The 14,977-nt window shown below is 51.1% G+C and carries 19 protein-coding genes; 4 read left to right on the top strand and 15 right to left on the bottom strand.

The window, feature by feature from the left end:
• Positions 1 to 186: 186 nt before the first annotated feature.
• From WBL42_RS00510 to WBL42_RS00480, 7 genes are all read right to left on the bottom strand, one after another.
• Positions 187 to 633 (bottom strand): hypothetical protein, encoded by a 447-nt coding sequence (locus tag WBL42_RS00510; protein ID WP_424719306.1) that lies wholly within the window; start codon positions 631 to 633, stop codon positions 187 to 189.
• Between the two features lie 29 nt (positions 634 to 662).
• The gene (locus tag WBL42_RS00505; protein WP_424719305.1) at positions 663 to 1,160 is read right to left on the bottom strand and encodes a hypothetical protein; all 498 of its coding nucleotides are present in this window, start codon (positions 1,158 to 1,160) and stop codon (positions 663 to 665) included.
• Between the two features lie 110 nt (positions 1,161 to 1,270).
• Entirely contained in the window at positions 1,271 to 2,572 is a 1,302-nt protein-coding gene (locus WBL42_RS00500; RefSeq protein ID WP_424719304.1) for a hypothetical protein, read from the bottom strand.
• 846 nt (positions 2,573 to 3,418) lie between these two features.
• Positions 3,419 to 3,940, bottom strand: a complete 522-nt coding sequence (locus WBL42_RS00495) for a GNAT family N-acetyltransferase (RefSeq protein ID WP_424719303.1) — start codon at positions 3,938 to 3,940, stop codon at positions 3,419 to 3,421.
• 15 nt (positions 3,941 to 3,955) lie between these two features.
• On the bottom strand, positions 3,956 to 4,105 hold the full coding sequence (locus WBL42_RS00490) for a hypothetical protein (protein WP_424719302.1): 150 nt from the start codon (positions 4,103 to 4,105) through the stop codon (positions 3,956 to 3,958).
• Positions 4,089 to 4,385: a DUF1016 N-terminal domain-containing protein gene (locus WBL42_RS00485; protein WP_424719301.1), complete on the bottom strand. Its 297-nt coding sequence runs from the start codon at positions 4,383 to 4,385 to the stop codon at positions 4,089 to 4,091. The genes WBL42_RS00490 and WBL42_RS00485 overlap by 17 nt, the downstream gene beginning before the upstream one ends.
• A gap of 118 nt (positions 4,386 to 4,503) precedes the next feature.
• Positions 4,504 to 4,797 carry a nucleotidyltransferase family protein gene (locus WBL42_RS00480; protein WP_424719300.1) on the bottom strand — a complete coding sequence of 98 codons (294 nt, stop codon included), beginning with the start codon at positions 4,795 to 4,797 and terminating at the stop codon, positions 4,504 to 4,506.
• A gap of 470 nt (positions 4,798 to 5,267) precedes the next feature.
• Here WBL42_RS00480 and WBL42_RS00475 point away from each other — a divergent pair, with 470 nt between their 5' ends.
• Positions 5,268 to 5,579 carry a nucleotidyltransferase family protein gene (locus WBL42_RS00475; protein ID WP_424719299.1) on the top strand — a complete coding sequence of 104 codons (312 nt, stop codon included), beginning with the start codon at positions 5,268 to 5,270 and terminating at the stop codon, positions 5,577 to 5,579.
• Between the two features lie 259 nt (positions 5,580 to 5,838).
• On the opposite strand, the gene WBL42_RS00470 is transcribed toward WBL42_RS00475, so the two are convergent.
• The 4 genes from WBL42_RS00470 to WBL42_RS00455 all read right to left on the bottom strand — a co-directional run bounded on the left by WBL42_RS00470 (position 5,839) and on the right by WBL42_RS00455 (position 6,960).
• Positions 5,839 to 6,171, bottom strand: a complete 333-nt coding sequence (locus WBL42_RS00470) for an HNH endonuclease (protein ID WP_424719298.1) — start codon at positions 6,169 to 6,171, stop codon at positions 5,839 to 5,841.
• A 133-nt stretch (positions 6,172 to 6,304) separates the two neighbouring features.
• Entirely contained in the window at positions 6,305 to 6,523 is a 219-nt protein-coding gene (locus WBL42_RS00465) for a type II toxin-antitoxin system HicB family antitoxin (RefSeq protein WP_424719297.1), read from the bottom strand.
• Between the two features lie 7 nt (positions 6,524 to 6,530).
• Complete coding sequence (locus WBL42_RS00460; protein WP_424719296.1) at positions 6,531 to 6,761, bottom strand: type II toxin-antitoxin system HicA family toxin; 231 nt, start codon at positions 6,759 to 6,761, stop codon at positions 6,531 to 6,533.
• The gene (locus WBL42_RS00455) at positions 6,748 to 6,960 is read right to left on the bottom strand and encodes a type II toxin-antitoxin system HicB family antitoxin (protein WP_424719295.1); all 213 of its coding nucleotides are present in this window, start codon (positions 6,958 to 6,960) and stop codon (positions 6,748 to 6,750) included. The genes WBL42_RS00460 and WBL42_RS00455 overlap by 14 nt, the downstream gene beginning before the upstream one ends.
• 377 nt (positions 6,961 to 7,337) lie before the next feature.
• On the opposite strand from WBL42_RS00455, the gene WBL42_RS00450 reads away from it, so the two are divergent.
• The gene (locus WBL42_RS00450; protein ID WP_424719294.1) at positions 7,338 to 7,649 is read left to right on the top strand and encodes a nucleotidyltransferase family protein; all 312 of its coding nucleotides are present in this window, start codon (positions 7,338 to 7,340) and stop codon (positions 7,647 to 7,649) included.
• Complete coding sequence (locus tag WBL42_RS00445) at positions 7,636 to 7,983, top strand: DUF86 domain-containing protein (protein WP_424719293.1); 348 nt, start codon at positions 7,636 to 7,638, stop codon at positions 7,981 to 7,983. The genes WBL42_RS00450 and WBL42_RS00445 overlap by 14 nt, the downstream gene beginning before the upstream one ends.
• A 934-nt stretch (positions 7,984 to 8,917) precedes the next feature.
• Here the strand turns inward: WBL42_RS00445 and WBL42_RS00440 are convergent.
• From WBL42_RS00440 to WBL42_RS00425, 4 genes are all read right to left on the bottom strand, one after another.
• On the bottom strand, positions 8,918 to 9,142 hold the full coding sequence (locus WBL42_RS00440) for a hypothetical protein (RefSeq protein WP_424719292.1): 225 nt from the start codon (positions 9,140 to 9,142) through the stop codon (positions 8,918 to 8,920).
• 213 nt (positions 9,143 to 9,355) lie between these two features.
• Positions 9,356 to 9,862, bottom strand: coding sequence for a hypothetical protein (locus WBL42_RS00435; RefSeq protein WP_424719291.1), 507 nt, complete (start codon positions 9,860 to 9,862; stop codon positions 9,356 to 9,358).
• An 81-nt stretch (positions 9,863 to 9,943) separates the two neighbouring features.
• Positions 9,944 to 10,756: a lamin tail domain-containing protein gene (locus WBL42_RS00430; protein WP_424719290.1), complete on the bottom strand. Its 813-nt coding sequence runs from the start codon at positions 10,754 to 10,756 to the stop codon at positions 9,944 to 9,946.
• Positions 10,744 to 11,721, bottom strand: a complete 978-nt coding sequence (locus tag WBL42_RS00425; protein ID WP_424719289.1) for a hypothetical protein — start codon at positions 11,719 to 11,721, stop codon at positions 10,744 to 10,746. Before WBL42_RS00425 ends, WBL42_RS00430 begins: the two co-directional genes overlap by 13 nt.
• Before the next feature lie 716 nt (positions 11,722 to 12,437).
• Here WBL42_RS00425 and WBL42_RS00420 point away from each other — a divergent pair.
• A complete protein-coding gene (locus tag WBL42_RS00420; protein WP_424719288.1) occupies positions 12,438 to 14,750 on the top strand; it encodes a cation:dicarboxylate symporter family transporter in 2,313 nt (770 codons plus the stop codon).
• The last annotated feature ends 227 nt before the right edge of the window (positions 14,751 to 14,977 follow it).

Below are 14,977 nucleotides of genomic sequence, written 5' to 3'. Positions count from 1 at the left end.
GATGAATTGCCTAAGATCTGAACATTATCCGTACATCCGGAAAAAAAAGCCAGCACTACGATAACCAAAAAAAAGAAGATTGGGATTGGATTTTTCAGGGAATCCATGTATCTATCCTATACGACGGTGATCCTGATGGGATATACATGCTCGATCTATTTTGGTGATTGAGGTCACAGGAATTTTCTATTCGACAACAATCGTCAGATTATACGTCTCCAATGGATTGTTCATCTCATCTCCCAGCCTGAGAAGACTTACCTGTATTGTCTGGATCCCTGGTTCATTCGTAGTAACCAGCCATTCGTCATAACCGTGTTCGATAAACGATGTCGTTTGTGTTCCATTCTCCCTGAACCATGTAAGACCGTGATCTGCTATCATAAGACCCGGACTTGCTTTCATGTTCCATGTATGCCCGTTTCTGGTAGAATCTGTCAGCCTGATTGTCACTGAAACGTTCCGGCCGGCACAGATTGTAGCATTATTCTGCGTTTCATTAACGATCATATTCTGCCCGGACACCAGCGATTCCGAACATGTTACTGGTACAGTATCCGTTTTAGGATGCTGCTGTCCTGTCCAGAGGCAGGCCCCCGCAAGGATAAACAAGAAAATGACCATCCCTGACATAACTATTCCCGGTTTTTGATTAATGTTGTTCAACTCCCTCCATCAGATCCCGCTGTCGTCGGAACATACGTCTGCCCGGAATGGAAGTATTCAAACCCTATCTTGTACGCATGACCCTGATATACAAGGACCGGTTGGACGGGTATTTCTTCATTTTTCCGATATAATTTCAGGAACTGAAGCGCCCTGCTCGCGTTACAATCAAACGTTTTGACAACACGCATCCCGTTGTTCCATGCATGGGGATCATCATTTACATCATGCAGATATATTCCGAATTCAGGAAATGGCATGAGATCGTCATCGGTCACCATAACAATTGTCTGGTTCTGGACAATCGTAAGGTTGTATTCCTGAACAGAACACCATGCATCGATTTCTGAAGTGTTCCGATCATTCTGGTTATTTATTGTGCCATTTGTTTGTGAGGTATTTCCCCCATTTGATACACATCCGCTAAAAACAATCGCCATTACAATTATACCGATAATCACCAGATTTCTCTTCGGACCCGTCTTCGTTTTCATGGGATATCCCCTGCCATTCTTTCTTCTTATGTTGCCTCTCTTGAACTTGTCATTATCTGAATCAATATCATAATAGATCCTCAATATCCGCTCCAAAAAAAAGGATGGGGTTATGGATAATGGCCAGACGACCTGGTTATAATATTTCCCGAACTGTCTACCTGAGTCTGGACATCGACATAACTAACACCTGATCCCCGTGTAACGTGCTGCCATGCCAGGTTTGGTGCCTGCCATGCTCCATTCAGAACCCGGACCCACTGATCAACGACCGGATTTGTCGTTGCTGAAAATGTATTCGTTGTAGGTGCGGCCTTCTGCCGGTATTCACTGGAGCCGCTCAGATACGTGAACGACGATGTTCCTGATGCAGCCGTTGCCTGGTATGATTTGACAAACTGCAACGTGTTCATATCTTCAAAGGCGATGTAATAATATCCGCCACTGAAATAAACGTGATATCCAAAGGCGTGGGGAATGGAATTTGTTGCTACCGGTAGATAATCGCCCCAGACCGTCCATTGGCTCGGAGTAATTGGATCGGTAGAACCGCTTCTGTAAAGTGTCGGGAAGAGTACAATATCCCCACCCTGGTTCCTGTCCCGGTATTTGGTCACAACTTCGATGGCCTCACCGGAATTAAATTTGTATTCTCTTTCCTGGAAAATATCGAACTGGTCCAGAGCAGAACCCGACAGTGTCCAGCTGTTCGGCGTGATTTGTCCGATGCAGTAATCGTAGTTCGTTGAGGATATCCTGTTATAATTTTCCCAGAATCCGAAAAACTGAGGATAGGTGACAGCTGGGCTGACACTGATCCCCGATGGCTTTTGAACTGGAAGAATTTCTGGCGAAACATCCGTTCCCACTCCTGAAGATATTTTCGGTAAGGGGTATTTCTCACTGGGAAGGACCTGGACCGAATTTCCATCTGCCTTGAAATGATTATTAAGATCGGTTCGGTTTTCATAGTACCTGACGAAATAATCCGCAGGCAGGGAAAGTTTCCCATCCTTCGCAGCAAGGACATACATTTCATACATCTGTCCTGGCATTCGTATGAGCGCAATCCCCTCATCTGATCCAATAGAATTTTCTGTGTAAACATAGGGGTTTTCTTTGGAATTGGTAAATGTCGTTTTCAGGTCAATATATGAAACCGGAATTGTGATGATTCCCGTTAGTTTCCCCTGGCCGAATTTTTCCAGGGATCTCTGCGAGATCACAATATTGACCATGTCCGATTCAGGAAGCCATTGAGCTGGCTTTGAATCTTTCAGATAATCCGTGGGTATCTGATGCCCGACGGGACTGGCAGATACCACCTGTTCCCCTGCGCTCACCATTGGTATCATCGCCATCGCTGCCAGCAGCAATGCCAGCAGGGCGACGCTCCATTTTCGTAGGTTCATACTTTTTTCAACTCCTTTTGCATACGCTACGCTCGACGGTACGGGAAAACCTTCATGGGAGTGGAAGGTAATGATCTCATGCCTTCGGGCAGGATGCGGGCCATCTGACTTCTACGGTAGGTGGACCCGTCCTTTACTTTTCGTGGAACAACCCCCGGCTGTCCACAAGGAGCGATTTATCGTCGGCGCATTTAATCTTTCTAACGCGTCCATCTACCGGTCAGGTGTCTGAAAAACAAATGAGAATGAGTTGGGGAAAAAACGCAAATGGAATTATCGGGATTTATTGAATTCCTGCAATCTCCGGCCAGTCCCGGACGCCCGCTCTCCCCTCCCGCCGCCAATATCTATCCGGTGCCTGGCGAAAATATTCAGATAAGCATGGGATGTGAAAATTTCCCTAACGTGGCCACCCCCGGCTGTAAATTCGTGTCCTGATCTGGACAATGGCACTCGCAGGGACTTCGCCAGACACCACCAATTTTTAAAGGAAAGCCCGACGCCCGAAACAGGGGTTCTTTTCGAAGTCCGCTACCTTTGCCTGGTTTACTGGGAGATCGGCCATCCAAAAGCGTCTATTAAGGTTTTAATATATCGATGGAAAATGCCCCGTTTGGCGTAAATCCCGCGTAAAATGCGTTTCTGGAAAACGTGTGTAAAAATAGGGGGGTTTTTGCACATAATGCCGGAAATGACCCCTCGGGAAGGGTAATCCGGGGGCGTACAGGGGCCGGATTACGGGGGGGTATTGGATGTGTCTACGGGGAGTGTTCCTCTCGTCTGACAGGTTATTCGATCTGGAGGAAAAGGAGAAAACATCAGGTTTCTCCGATGACTGACCGGTTATCAGATCCGCTGGAGTGCATTCCTGAGATCGAGGTAGAGCGGGACCGTCTCACCCGGAGTCCGGATTGCCTGTTTGAATGAGAATTTTTTATAGAACTCTACAGCACTGTGCTTTGAATCGACCGTGATGATACGGCAGCCGACATACCGGGAGAGCGTGATCGAGATAGTGAATATCTTCCGCAGCATACTCCGCCCGACCCCGAACCTCTCATATTCACTGTGCGTTGCCAGCCGTGCGATTTTCAAAGCCGGATACTTCCGGAAATGATAACTCTCCTCACGGTCGCATTCTTCAACAGCCCGTACTTCGATACTGTCGTTGATGAGGGTAAAATACCCGACGAGATTCCCCTTCCAGAAAACCAGCCGCGTAACAGAGATCAGGTTATTCTGATTATCGAGAGCATCGTCTTTCAGGAATTCATCAAGTTCCGGTTCAGATGAATGAAACCCGGATACATCATGATCGGCACCCAGGAGAACAAATTCAAGATCTTCAAAAGGGATGAGGGTGATCATTTTTAAAAGAGCGGTTCAGTCCAACCCGGCATGCTCGGCGTCGCGCTTTGCTTCACGCATAAGGTTCAGGCCTTCACGGGTGAATGTCGGGTGCTCTAAGTAATGCTGAAACGCCGTTGCATCTTCGCCTTCAAGCACAAGTCCGATCTCAATTGGTTTTGCCATTGCATTCTCCACGGAATACTATTGCTATTGTAGTATATGGTAAGGGAATTATATCAAAGCTCTTGTGGAGGATGGTGATGGTGGATTTTACGATCTCCCGGTTCCGGCTTTTCAACAGACGTTCATAGGAGTGTGAACCGATCTGCCGCTCAAGAGTCCGTACACTCAGGTTCTGTCCGATCGCATCGCGAATATAATAACGGCGGGCCTTCGGATTCTCAACCTGCATCAGGAGCCGGTAATGAGACCAGCTAAAATCCGCTACACACTGTGTAGCCAATCACCTTCTCGGCGTGTCTTCTCATCGGTAACAAATGCCTCCCGGGAAATACCGGTAGAAAAATCACGGATATCTTTGGCAGCCTGCAGAATATCACGCAGGAGAAGTTGGGATTCCCTCATGCGTACACAACATCCCGGTAAACGCCATCCCGGATTTCCGGCCGCAGTGCCCTGGGCGTAGCAAGATCCACGTGTCTCCCGATCTTTTCTTCAAGGTACTGGGAAAGTTCGATGAGATCGAAAAGATCAGCCCCGTCCGTAAAATCAACGAGAATATCCACGTCGCTATCTGTCCGTGCCTCTTTGCGGGCAAATGAACCAAACAACCCAATCCTGCGAACCTTATACCGTGCGGTAAGATCACTCTGTAAAGATCTGAGCAGATCAAGAATCTCGTCACGGCTTGTCATGGTGTTCTCCTGTTCCTATCTGGCGTACCTCACAATAATTATTTCCCTCATGGTATGAACGATGATCCTTATTTTTCCTGCATCCGGTTGCAGAGCGATCACCATTCCAGTATCCGGATTTCCTTTGCGATTTGTGAGTTGCATCGTGATCACCGGCGGTTGTTAGACGCCCCGCGATCGCCCGGTGTCTGCTGCCCCCTCCCGCCGCCAATATCTACTCCGGTGCCTGGTGAAAATAATTCGTCAGATAAATTGGGATGTGAATAAATCCCGGAGTGGCCACCCCCGGCTAAAATACTTGTCCTGATGTGGACAACGTCACTTCGCAGGGACTTCGCCAGACACCGGCAATTTTTGCGGAAAGCCCGACGCCCGAACGTGGTGTTCCTTTTGCCCGGCCAACGCAAGCACTATCAGGGAATACGATCACCACATTACTAAGTAATTCATGAAACGGTAACGGTCAGTTCATGCAATCCATCATCGAACAGAACCTGGAGGAAATCACCCGGATATGCACGCACCGCAAGGTCCGGCGTCTCGCGGTGTTTGGTTCTGCAACCGATAACCGGTTCAACCCGGAAAAAAGCGATCTGGATCTGCTCGTTGAGTTCGAGAAGATGCAGCCGGCGGATCATGCAGAACAATATTTCGGGCTCACCGAGGATCTCGAACGACTGCTCAACCGCCCCGTTGATCTCGTGGAGCCGGGACCGATCCGCAACCCGTATTTCCGTAAATCCCTTGAAGATACGCAGGTCGAGATCTATGCTGCCGCATGAGACGAAGAAATATCTTTTCGATATCGCGTTAAGATGTTATCCGTGAAACCCGCCCTCCAGGCAAAACACTGTCAGCTTTTCTACGGTGCCTTCATCAGCACATCGCGTTTTCAGGTTACAGGCCGGGCACATTATGCGTCCAAGATCATTCCTGTCTACATTCAATGTTCCGCGTTTGTCGTGCAGATCATAAAGCAGTTTCAGGTATTTTCCCTCTGCGATCCGGGGAATCCCGTCTTTTGCCTGGAGTCCTTTCCACTCATATAATCTCCTGCCCCCCCTTGCCTGAGTTGCACGACCGGCATGCCCGGATGGCATTATCGGGAATATCCGGCCCACCGCAGGATCTCGGCAGGATATGCTCCGTAGTCAATGGCCCTTTTATCCCGCAATAGATGCACTCGTCCGCTTTCTCATGTTCATGCACCCACTCGCGAATGGTTGACGACCAGATAATCTTCCCGTCGCGAAGCTGGACGAACCGGCTCATCTGGAATCCCCGTTGGCCTTCGAGCCCGGCAGATTTTGCAATGAGCTTTGCATATTGCCAGAAAATCTGATCCCGTATTGTCCTGATGGCAGCCGGTGGCATGGTTAATTGTTGTGTGCATATCGTGGAACAATAAAGATATCGGGCAGGTACTCTCCCCGGCCAGCAGGATAATGAAAGAAGGCTCATCCGAATAAAAGCAAGTTTTAAAAAAGAGTTCTGGATATATCTTCATTCAGCTCTGGACTGCAACGAACGTTGCAGAGGAATGGGACTTCGGGACCGGCATTCCGTCTTCGATAAGTCCGTGGACATGCATCCCGATTGCTTCATGCATCCGCTCTTCCGTCTCCTCGCGGGTCTTTCCGGCCGCTACGCAGCCGGGGAGATCCGGCGAATAGGCCGAATAATTCTTTCCTGCTTTTTCAATTACGATGAGGAACCTGTGCATCATCGGTTTTTCACACATTCCGGTAAAATTCATCGACATCGACTTTTGCCAGCCGGAGCACGCCCCGGAGTGTCCCCGGCTTCAGCTCATCATGTAGTGGAACAACAGTACCAGTCTTCCCGGAAGGTGTCATCTTCGAAAGCCTCACATGACTGCCCGTTCTTCCGGAAACAGAAAAACCGAAATAATTGCATAAAACTTTGATCGCCAGATCACCGGATACCGGCTTATGATGTGGCAACCGATGACACCTCAAATGTAGTGAGGATTGCCCGTTTCTTTTTGGTTAAGGGAAACTCTTCGAGATAGAGCTCGGTTGCTTCCTTAAGGTTGCTGACCGCCTCTTCCACGGTTGTTCCCTGGCTGACCGTACCTACCTCGGGGCATTCTGCCACGTACATATTATCTTCTTTGTGAAGTACGGCGGTAAATGTGGACATAATTTCTCTCAAATCTCATTGGGTTGTCATATCCTAAAATCTTTGTTGAAGCGGATGGAATTGTAGCGGTTGCCAAACGCCCCGCGATCGCCCGGTGTCTGCTGCCCCCTCCCGCCGCCAATATCTATCCGGTGCCTGGTGAAAATAATTCGTCAGATACATTCAGGTGTGAAAAAATCCTGTAGTGGCCACCCCCGGCTGTAAATTCGTGTCCTGATGTGGACAATGGCACTCGCAGGGACTTCGCCAGACACCGGCAATTTTTGCGGAAGACCGACGCCCGAAGATGGGGTTCTTTTATCCGGCCAACGCAAGCACTATCAGGGAGTACGATCACCACATTACTAAGTAATTCATGAAAAGGTAACGGTCAGTCCATGCAATCCATCATCGAACAGAACCTGGAGGAAATTACGCGGATATGCACGTACCGCAAGGTCCGGCGTCTCGCGGTGTTTGGTTCTGCAACCGATAGCCGGTTCAACCCGGAAAAAAGCGATCTCGATCTGCTCGTTGAGTTCGAGAAGATGCAGCCGGCGGATCATGCAGAACAATATTTCGGGCTCACTGAAGATCTCGAACGACTGCTCAACCGCCCCGTTGATCTCGTGGAGCCGGGACCGATCCGCAACCCGTATTTCCGCAAATCCCTTGAAGATACGCAGGTCGAGATCTATGCTGCCGCATGAGACGAAGAAATATCTTTTTGACATCGCGGAAGCATGCGATCTGATAACTCAGTTCATCCGCGGCAAGACTCTTGCAGATTACCAGAAAGATCCGCTTTTGAGATCCGGTGTGGAGCGCCAGCTGGAAATTATCGGTGAGGCGCTCAACCAGGCAATTCAGCACAACCCTGCAGTTGCCGGGATGATCAGCAATTCATCGAGGATCATATCGTTCCGCAACCGGCTCATTCACGGGTACGCGACGGTTTCCGATGAAGTTGTCTGGGGAGTGCTCGAAACCAGCCTGCCGGTACTTACCCGCGAAGTCAAAGCCCTTCTTGAAAAAAACTCATAAATTCCCGGAGTGGCCACCCCCTGCTTTACCATAATGTTCTGACGTCGAACATTGTCACTTCGAAGGGCTTCACCAGACACCGTTATTTTTCCGGAGATCCGACGCTAAAATAGAGGTTCCTTTCATCTGGCCTTGCCCCAGCATGTCTTTGGAGACGATCGGCTGCTGTATCGTTGCTAAATGTGGCTTTTTCCGGACCCGCTTTAAAGGTCAGATCGACAATCAGGGGCTGAATTGGCCGTCCCCGGAAAACAGGGGGCCTCTTTTTGGTGAAATGTTGTCTGTCCGGCATCCGGAAGAAGGAAACGGAGGCGAAAATGGCCCCGGATGGGAGGTACTCCCAGGGACCATCGGGGAGTTGAGAGTCATAAGAGATCTTCGATTACTCCCACCGGCGGTCCGGGCTGGGAGACATCGAGCCTCACGTGGGGCTTCCTGATGATCTGATCCGGACCACCTGCCAACCGGGCCCGTAAAACGCTCCGTTTGGCCACTTTTTTGGGGAGACCGTGTCCTAAATGCAAAAACGCGTGTCTTAAACGGATCTCAAATGATAGATTCTGGCAGTTTTCACGTCGTAACATGACCGTGCTCCGGACCATGCCCTAATGGGTCCTTTTGGGCGGGCGAAAAGAGTGTCGCACGGGGTTTTGGATAAGGCGTGTCTTCGGGCCGCCTGTAACGCTGCCAGTGAGGCTCGCCAAAACCCCCGCAGCCGCATCCTGCCGGCCCCCGCTCCTTTGGGGCACCTCCTCGTTTTTCCGCCCTCAAAACGGGAATAAATACGCCGGTTTTTTCGCGTGGAAATCGCTCCGTTTCCCGTAATAACGAAGTATACCATGAATTCTGGTTATGGGGCGGAAAAAAGTACGAATTCGGCCGGTCAAACGCGATCGAAACGCCAAATCCGGGCTCGTACAGGGCCCGGATGGGATCATCTCCTGCCGGAACTGCCAGTGCCCCAATAAGAAAGTGCAAGTTTATCGGCATAACCCTGGTCAGGCCCCACTGCATATCCTCCCATCGCGTCGTGGGTCAGGAACATCAGCATAACAGAATTTGATCCGGACCAGCTCTTGATCGACCGGGCGAGATCATCGGTAGTCCTTCCATCGCCATTGGTATCAGTATACCCGAGGTTTCGCGCAGCCTGCTCCATCCATCCCGGAGTTCCCCACGACTGACGGTTCCGGTATCCTGCCCACTTACTGTGACGGTATAATAGCCGCCGGTATTCACCATGCCAGCCCTGGAATCGGCCTGGCTTTTGATCGCATTTGTACCCGTTGCGGCATCGGTCTGCGCATCATTCAGCTGGTGAATGGGTTCAGCCCCCATACCCACAAGGAGGAAAAACGTTTTTCACCTGCCTTCATGGATTCGTCGGAACGTACTTCTGGTGAGCATTAAAATATTCAAACCCTATCTTGTAGTCGTGCCCCTGATATTCCAGGACCGGCTGGTTGGGAATTTCTTCATATTTCCGGTATAATTTCAGGAACTGGATTGTCCTGCTCGCGTTACAGTCAAAGTCCTTGACAAGGCGGGTTCCAAAACTCCATGCATGAGGATCGTCATTTACATCATGCAAATATATCGCAAATTCAGGATACGGACTGATATCTTCATCGGTTACAGGGACTGCGGTCTGGTTTTGGACGATCGTGAGATTAAATTCCTGAATTTCACACCATGCATCAATTTCAGAAGCATTCTGAATACTTTGCGTTATTGTCGCACGAGCTGTCTGGGAGACATTCCCTCCATTTAAGGTACAACCACTGAATGCAATAAGAATGAGAAGAGAACCAAGAATGACTAGAATTTTCTTCAGATGCGGCCTTGTTTTCATAAGGTAATCTACGGTATATTTTTTCATAGTAATTTTCTTGAATCTGTGGTGGAGATATGAAAGTATGATAGAATCCGGCAATCGCATAAGTTGGAGCCCCATTTCATATCATTTTGACTCCATTTTCATCAAACCTAAAGAGAGGAATTTACTAGGAATATTTTTTATACCGTTTTCTTCTCCATGCCTCTCGATTACCCGGTAAATTTCTTCAATAGTTGTTTCATTCACACTCCAGTCGTTATTGATCTCAACAATTGTTTCGTTTTCATCGTATCCGACCGCGAATACGGGACCTGCAGGATAATAATACCTCTCTAGGTCTTCATCACTTTCATTCGTCACTTTTTGCAGAAGTTCATAATAATCACTGGAACTATTAATTCCAATTTCCTGAAGATTAACCGGATCGCCAAAAGATGCGAGAAGATCACTATCTGCAGTTCTATTGGTTTTTATCATCAGATTCCCTTGTGCGTCGTACAATGCAATTGTGCTGATGTTTCTCCCGGCTCCCCCTTCCGTGGCAAACAATTCTTCCTGTGTATTTTGTCCGGTTTTATTCAGGAACACTGTTACCGACTTCCCATTTTCGAGAGAAAATGCAGGAAATATGAATGTGAAATTACCCGGCTTTGTTTTCAATATCCATCCGGACATAGAAACCGCAGTTGTTCCGCTATTTGAAATTCGAATGCTGTCGTTGCCTGCGAAAAAATCAGAGATTGTAATCTTGTAGAGATCTGAAGTATGTGATGGTGGCGAAATGAATGTATGTTGAGGAGCAACCCCGGTCATAGTGACTGTTCCAGGGGATGAATTGTTAACGGTCTGATCCCTCTCTGTGCATCCGCAAATAGTTATCACTAAAATGAGAAATAAAAAAAAGAAAATAGTGAGGGGATTTTTCAGGGTATCCATGTATCAATCCTGTACGACAGTGATCCTGAAGGTATATACATACTCGATCTGGTCGGGCCGCCGTTATGTGCGTACGTTGTCTCCGGCAGGTTTCTATTCCAGTAATAAGATGCAGTATCACCGTATAGGTGTGAATCGCGGACGTACGACGTGGATACGGATGAGTATGAACCCGGATCGTTTCTTACAAATTCATGATATTCTGTTGGATTGCCTTTATTGAATGGAACATATCCCGTTCGTAATACCTGACCATCCCACGATAATACATATGGATATCCCTGAGAATACAGAACATTGCTCACGTATATGTCAAAAGTGTGATCAGTGTTCCCATTTGTGAACGATGAATGGGTGATCCACTCCTGCCCCGGTGTCGCGTGATTATCATACGTAAAGACAAAATACTGGCCCGGGTTCCAATACGTAGTTTCGACACCTACTTCAACCCAGTTATCCTGGCCGCTGATCACTTTACCCAGATGATTTGTGAGATACTGGTAAATTGTTCCGGTCGAAGAACATTGCATTGATCCTGGATGCATTATTCCGTTGAGTCCCCGATAGTCATATTCGTAAATGGTCATTCCTGCACTATCCATGTACTGACCCGATACTGTTTGGGCAGCTGTCGACAAAGCGCCACCTGGATTAGACGGGCTGGTGTAACTTTTGTTGGAACGCCCCTGCTTTAACAGGGGTGAATATTTCTGATCATCAGCCTGAGTCCAACCGTTAATATACGAAACTCTTGAATAATTAACAATTGCCGCTGCAATCTGTTCATCCGTAGACCCTTTGTTTTTAAGATCATTCAGGAACGCAGGTGACCGTTCATTAATGGTATCGGATTGTGCGATATCCGGCGAAACTTTGTTGTGCATTTCGGCACTCACCATCGGTACCATCGCCATCGCTGCCAGCAGCAGTGCCAGCAGGACGATGCTCATTTTGCGTAGATTCATTCTTTTTTCAACTCCTCGTTTTTCTATACGCTACGCTCGCCGGCATGGGAAAACCTTCATAGGAATGGAAGATAATGATCTCATACCTACGGGCAGGATGCGGGCCATCTGACTTGTACGGTAGGTGGACCCGTCCTCTTCTTCTGTGGAACAACCCCCGGCTGCCCACGATGAGCGATTTACATTCGTGGCATTTAAACTTTCTAACGCAGTCATCTACCGGTCAGGGTTCAGAACGAGTGGGGAAACTTTGGATAATCAGCTGAATTCCTGCGATCGCCGGCAGTTGCCAAACGCCCGCATCTCCGGCCCCGGCTGCCCTTCGCAAGTACGAGCATGAGCCCCGTCCGGCCACTCCGCTCAGTGGCATCCCCCTCCCTCCCCCGTGTTCCGGATACCAGCCACCCGGTAAAATATCCTGAAAAACCAGGCCTGCCGGACAAACGTTCCCCTGCCCTTCATCCCCGTGGCATTGATAGCCGTATGTTACGGAGGAGAAAAACCGGCCCGGAAATTCCCCGGGCGGACAGCAGTCCCCGGTACTGTTAAATAATGTTGAAAGTAATATCCGGTTACGCTTAAAAAGCCCGGCCCTTAACCGGCGCCGGATAGTCACCCGAGTGCACGGTGCCGTACCGTTTTACCGACACCTGTTGTCGTTCCGGTACAGGAGATCCCGGGAGATTGGGCACCTGTTGCAAAGGAGAGAGAGTACCATGAGACTGCCCCGCTGGAACCTCACAGTCTGGATACTTGCGGGTTTCATCCTCGGGATCGCCACCGGGCTGTTCTTTGGCGACCTCACTTCGGTGATGCAGCCCGTCAGCGATGCGTTCATCAAGATCTGGCAGATCACGATCCTGCCGACCGTCGCCATCTCCCTCATTGTCGGTATCGGGAGCCTGAAGCGGGACACGGCAAAAGCGATCGCACTCAAGGCGTTCCTGGTCCTCCTCCTGATCTGGGCAATCTGCGTGATCGGGTATTTCTCGTTCCAGCTGGCGTTTCCCCCCCGGGTGCAGGCCTCGTTCTTCAGCACCCGGTTCCTGGCCCCGGTGACCGATATCAACTTTATCGACATGTTCATACCGTCAAACCCGTTCCTCTCCCTCTCGGACGGGATCATCCCTGCCACCGTCCTCTTCTGCCTCTTCCTGGGCTTTGCCCTGATGCTGGATGACGGGAGCGGGCCGATCGTGAGCATCCTTAAGACCCTGCTGCGTGCCCTTGAACGGATGACACACATCATCTCCCTGACCTTCCCGGTCGGCATCTTCGTCATCACGGCGGTCACGGCCGGGACCCTGACCTTCGGGGATTTCCTGGACCTCCAGGTCTTCATCATCACCCTCGCGGCTGCCGCTATCCTGCTCGGTCTCATTGCCATGCCCCTGCTGGTCACCTGTTTCACCACGTTCCGGTACCGGGACATCCTCGACGCCTCCTCGCGGGCGATGCTCCTCGCGTTCTCGACCGGCACCGAATTCATCACCCTGCCGCTGATCTCCGACGGGGTGGAGAAGCTCTTCCAGGGCCGGGCCAGCGAGACCGGCAACGGGAATATAGACGACGAGGACGGGGACCGGGATCCCGGTACACCCGGCGGGACCGGTACCGGCCTGGCCGGAGATCCGGAAGGAACCCCGGCCCCGGGCACGGACCGGGGGAATGTACGGTCGCTCAGCGAGATCATGGTACCCGTGGCCTATACCTTCCCGCTCCTCGGCGGGCTCGTCCCCTTCCTCTTCATCCTTTTCGTGGCCTGGATGTACAAGGACCCGCTCGGTCTCATCGGGCAGCTCCGGCTCATCGCGATCGGGATCCCGAGCTTCTTCGGCTCATCGAAGCTTTCGGTGGTCTCACTCCTGAACCTGATGCACCTCCCGGCAGACGCGAATAACCTGTACGTCAGTTCGGGGATCCTCAGGCAGGCCTTCGTGGCCCCCTTGAGCGTCATCTCGATCTTCTCGCTCTCCACCATCACGATCGCCCTCACCACGAACCGGGCCCGGTTCCGGTGGAAGAGGGCGATCGTGTCCCTCATCGGGGTCGTCCTGCTCGCCGCCATCGTGATCGCCGGGCTGCACATGGGCTTCACGTACCTGCTGGCCGGTACCTATCACGGGAGCGACAAGATCTCGCAGATCGAGCTGCCCCTGGATCCGTCGGGGAACCGGCTGGACAGTGTCGTGAACACGACGGTCTACCTGCACAAGGAGGATGTCCCGGCCGTCGCTCCCCCGCCCCCCGGCGCGAGAGATGAAATACAGGCGATCCGCGACAGGGGCGTGCTCCGTGTCGGGTACAACCAGAACAACGTCCCGTTCGTATTCTTCAACGGTAAGGGCGAACTGGTAGGGTACGACGTGGAAATGGCCTACGACCTGGCCCGGACCCTGAATGTCTCCCGGATCGCGTTCGTCCCCATCACGGGAACCACCCTTGCCCAGTCCCTCGACAGCGGCTACTGCGACATTGTCATGTCTGCGGTCGTGGTGAATACGGACCGGCTCGACCAGATGAAATTCACCGACCCGACCGTCACCGTTCACCTGGCGTTCGTGGTTCCGGACGGGAATAAGGATAAGTTCACGCAGCTGGATGAAGTTCAGAAGATGGACGGCCTCCGGGTTGCGGTCTACAACAACACGGCGCTTGTCGCTGTAGCCCACCAGCTTCTTCCCCGGGCAACGATTGTCCCTATCGACTCGAAGGAGGAGTTCTTCGTGGGCGGGAAGGCCGATGCCCTGATGATCCCCGCCGAGGAAGGGTATACCCTGACCCTGCAGTACCCGCTCTTCGACGTGGCCATCATCCAGCCCAGCGACTCCTACCAGATGATGTACGCGTACCCGGTGGCGAAAGAGAGCAGCGACTCCTATCTCCTCGCGCTCGATTACTGGCTACGGACGGAGAATGACTACGGGCTGCTCCAGAAGAAGTACGATTACTGGGTGCTCGGAGAGATCCCGTCTGCAACAGAACCCCGCTGGTCAGTGGTCCGGAACGTGCTGCACTGGGTGGCCTGATCCGTTTTTAAAATCCCACGGGACATGACGGCCCGGACGCTGCACCATAACGGGGGCAGCGGCGCTGTGGTCCCCCCCATTTTTGCCACGATTCCGGCCGTCCCCCGCCACCCGCGAACAAGGGGGGGTGGGCACACCTCAGCCGGAGTCAGGCCCCGGCACCAGTCATTTGCCCGGCTGAACCCTCACAATTACCGACCAGCACCCGGGCTGTACACAAACCCTAT

Source organism: Methanoregula sp. (assembly GCF_049686655.1).
GTDB lineage: Archaea > Halobacteriota > Methanomicrobia > Methanomicrobiales > Methanospirillaceae > Methanoregula.
The sequence above is the reverse complement of the archived record's forward strand: the minus strand, read 5'-3'. Positions and strand labels throughout refer to the sequence as shown.

Bases quoted from the DNA above. Each gene is read 5' to 3' on its own strand.
- WBL42_RS00495 (WP_424719303.1), bottom strand. From the start codon at position 3,940: ATGATCACCCTCATCCCTTTTGAAGATCTTGAATTTGTTCTCCTGGGT.
- WBL42_RS00510 (WP_424719306.1), bottom strand. From the start codon at position 633: ATGTCAGGGATGGTCATTTTCTTGTTTATCCTTGCGGGGGCCTGCCTC.
- WBL42_RS00465 (WP_424719297.1), bottom strand. From the start codon at position 6,523: ATGATGCACAGGTTCCTCATCGTAATTGAAAAAGCAGGAAAGAATTAT.
- WBL42_RS00430 (WP_424719290.1), bottom strand. From the start codon at position 10,756: ATGGATACCCTGAAAAATCCCCTCACTATTTTCTTTTTTTTATTTCTC.
- WBL42_RS00470 (WP_424719298.1), bottom strand. From the start codon at position 6,171: ATGCCACCGGCTGCCATCAGGACAATACGGGATCAGATTTTCTGGCAA.
- WBL42_RS00505 (WP_424719305.1), bottom strand. From the start codon at position 1,160: ATGAAAACGAAGACGGGTCCGAAGAGAAATCTGGTGATTATCGGTATA.
- WBL42_RS00475 (WP_424719299.1), top strand. From the start codon at position 5,268: ATGCAATCCATCATCGAACAGAACCTGGAGGAAATCACCCGGATATGC.
- WBL42_RS00425 (WP_424719289.1), bottom strand. From the start codon at position 11,721: ATGAATCTACGCAAAATGAGCATCGTCCTGCTGGCACTGCTGCTGGCA.
- WBL42_RS00445 (WP_424719293.1), top strand. From the start codon at position 7,636: ATGCTGCCGCATGAGACGAAGAAATATCTTTTTGACATCGCGGAAGCA.
- WBL42_RS00490 (WP_424719302.1), bottom strand. From the start codon at position 4,105: ATGGCAAAACCAATTGAGATCGGACTTGTGCTTGAAGGCGAAGATGCA.
- WBL42_RS00420 (WP_424719288.1), top strand. From the start codon at position 12,438: ATGAGACTGCCCCGCTGGAACCTCACAGTCTGGATACTTGCGGGTTTC.
- WBL42_RS00450 (WP_424719294.1), top strand. From the start codon at position 7,338: ATGCAATCCATCATCGAACAGAACCTGGAGGAAATTACGCGGATATGC.
- WBL42_RS00500 (WP_424719304.1), bottom strand. From the start codon at position 2,572: ATGAACCTACGAAAATGGAGCGTCGCCCTGCTGGCATTGCTGCTGGCA.
- WBL42_RS00440 (WP_424719292.1), bottom strand. From the start codon at position 9,142: ATGGAGCAGGCTGCGCGAAACCTCGGGTATACTGATACCAATGGCGAT.
- WBL42_RS00435 (WP_424719291.1), bottom strand. From the start codon at position 9,862: ATGAAAAAATATACCGTAGATTACCTTATGAAAACAAGGCCGCATCTG.
- WBL42_RS00480 (WP_424719300.1), bottom strand. From the start codon at position 4,797: ATGACAAGCCGTGACGAGATTCTTGATCTGCTCAGATCTTTACAGAGT.
- WBL42_RS00455 (WP_424719295.1), bottom strand. From the start codon at position 6,960: ATGTCCACATTTACCGCCGTACTTCACAAAGAAGATAATATGTACGTG.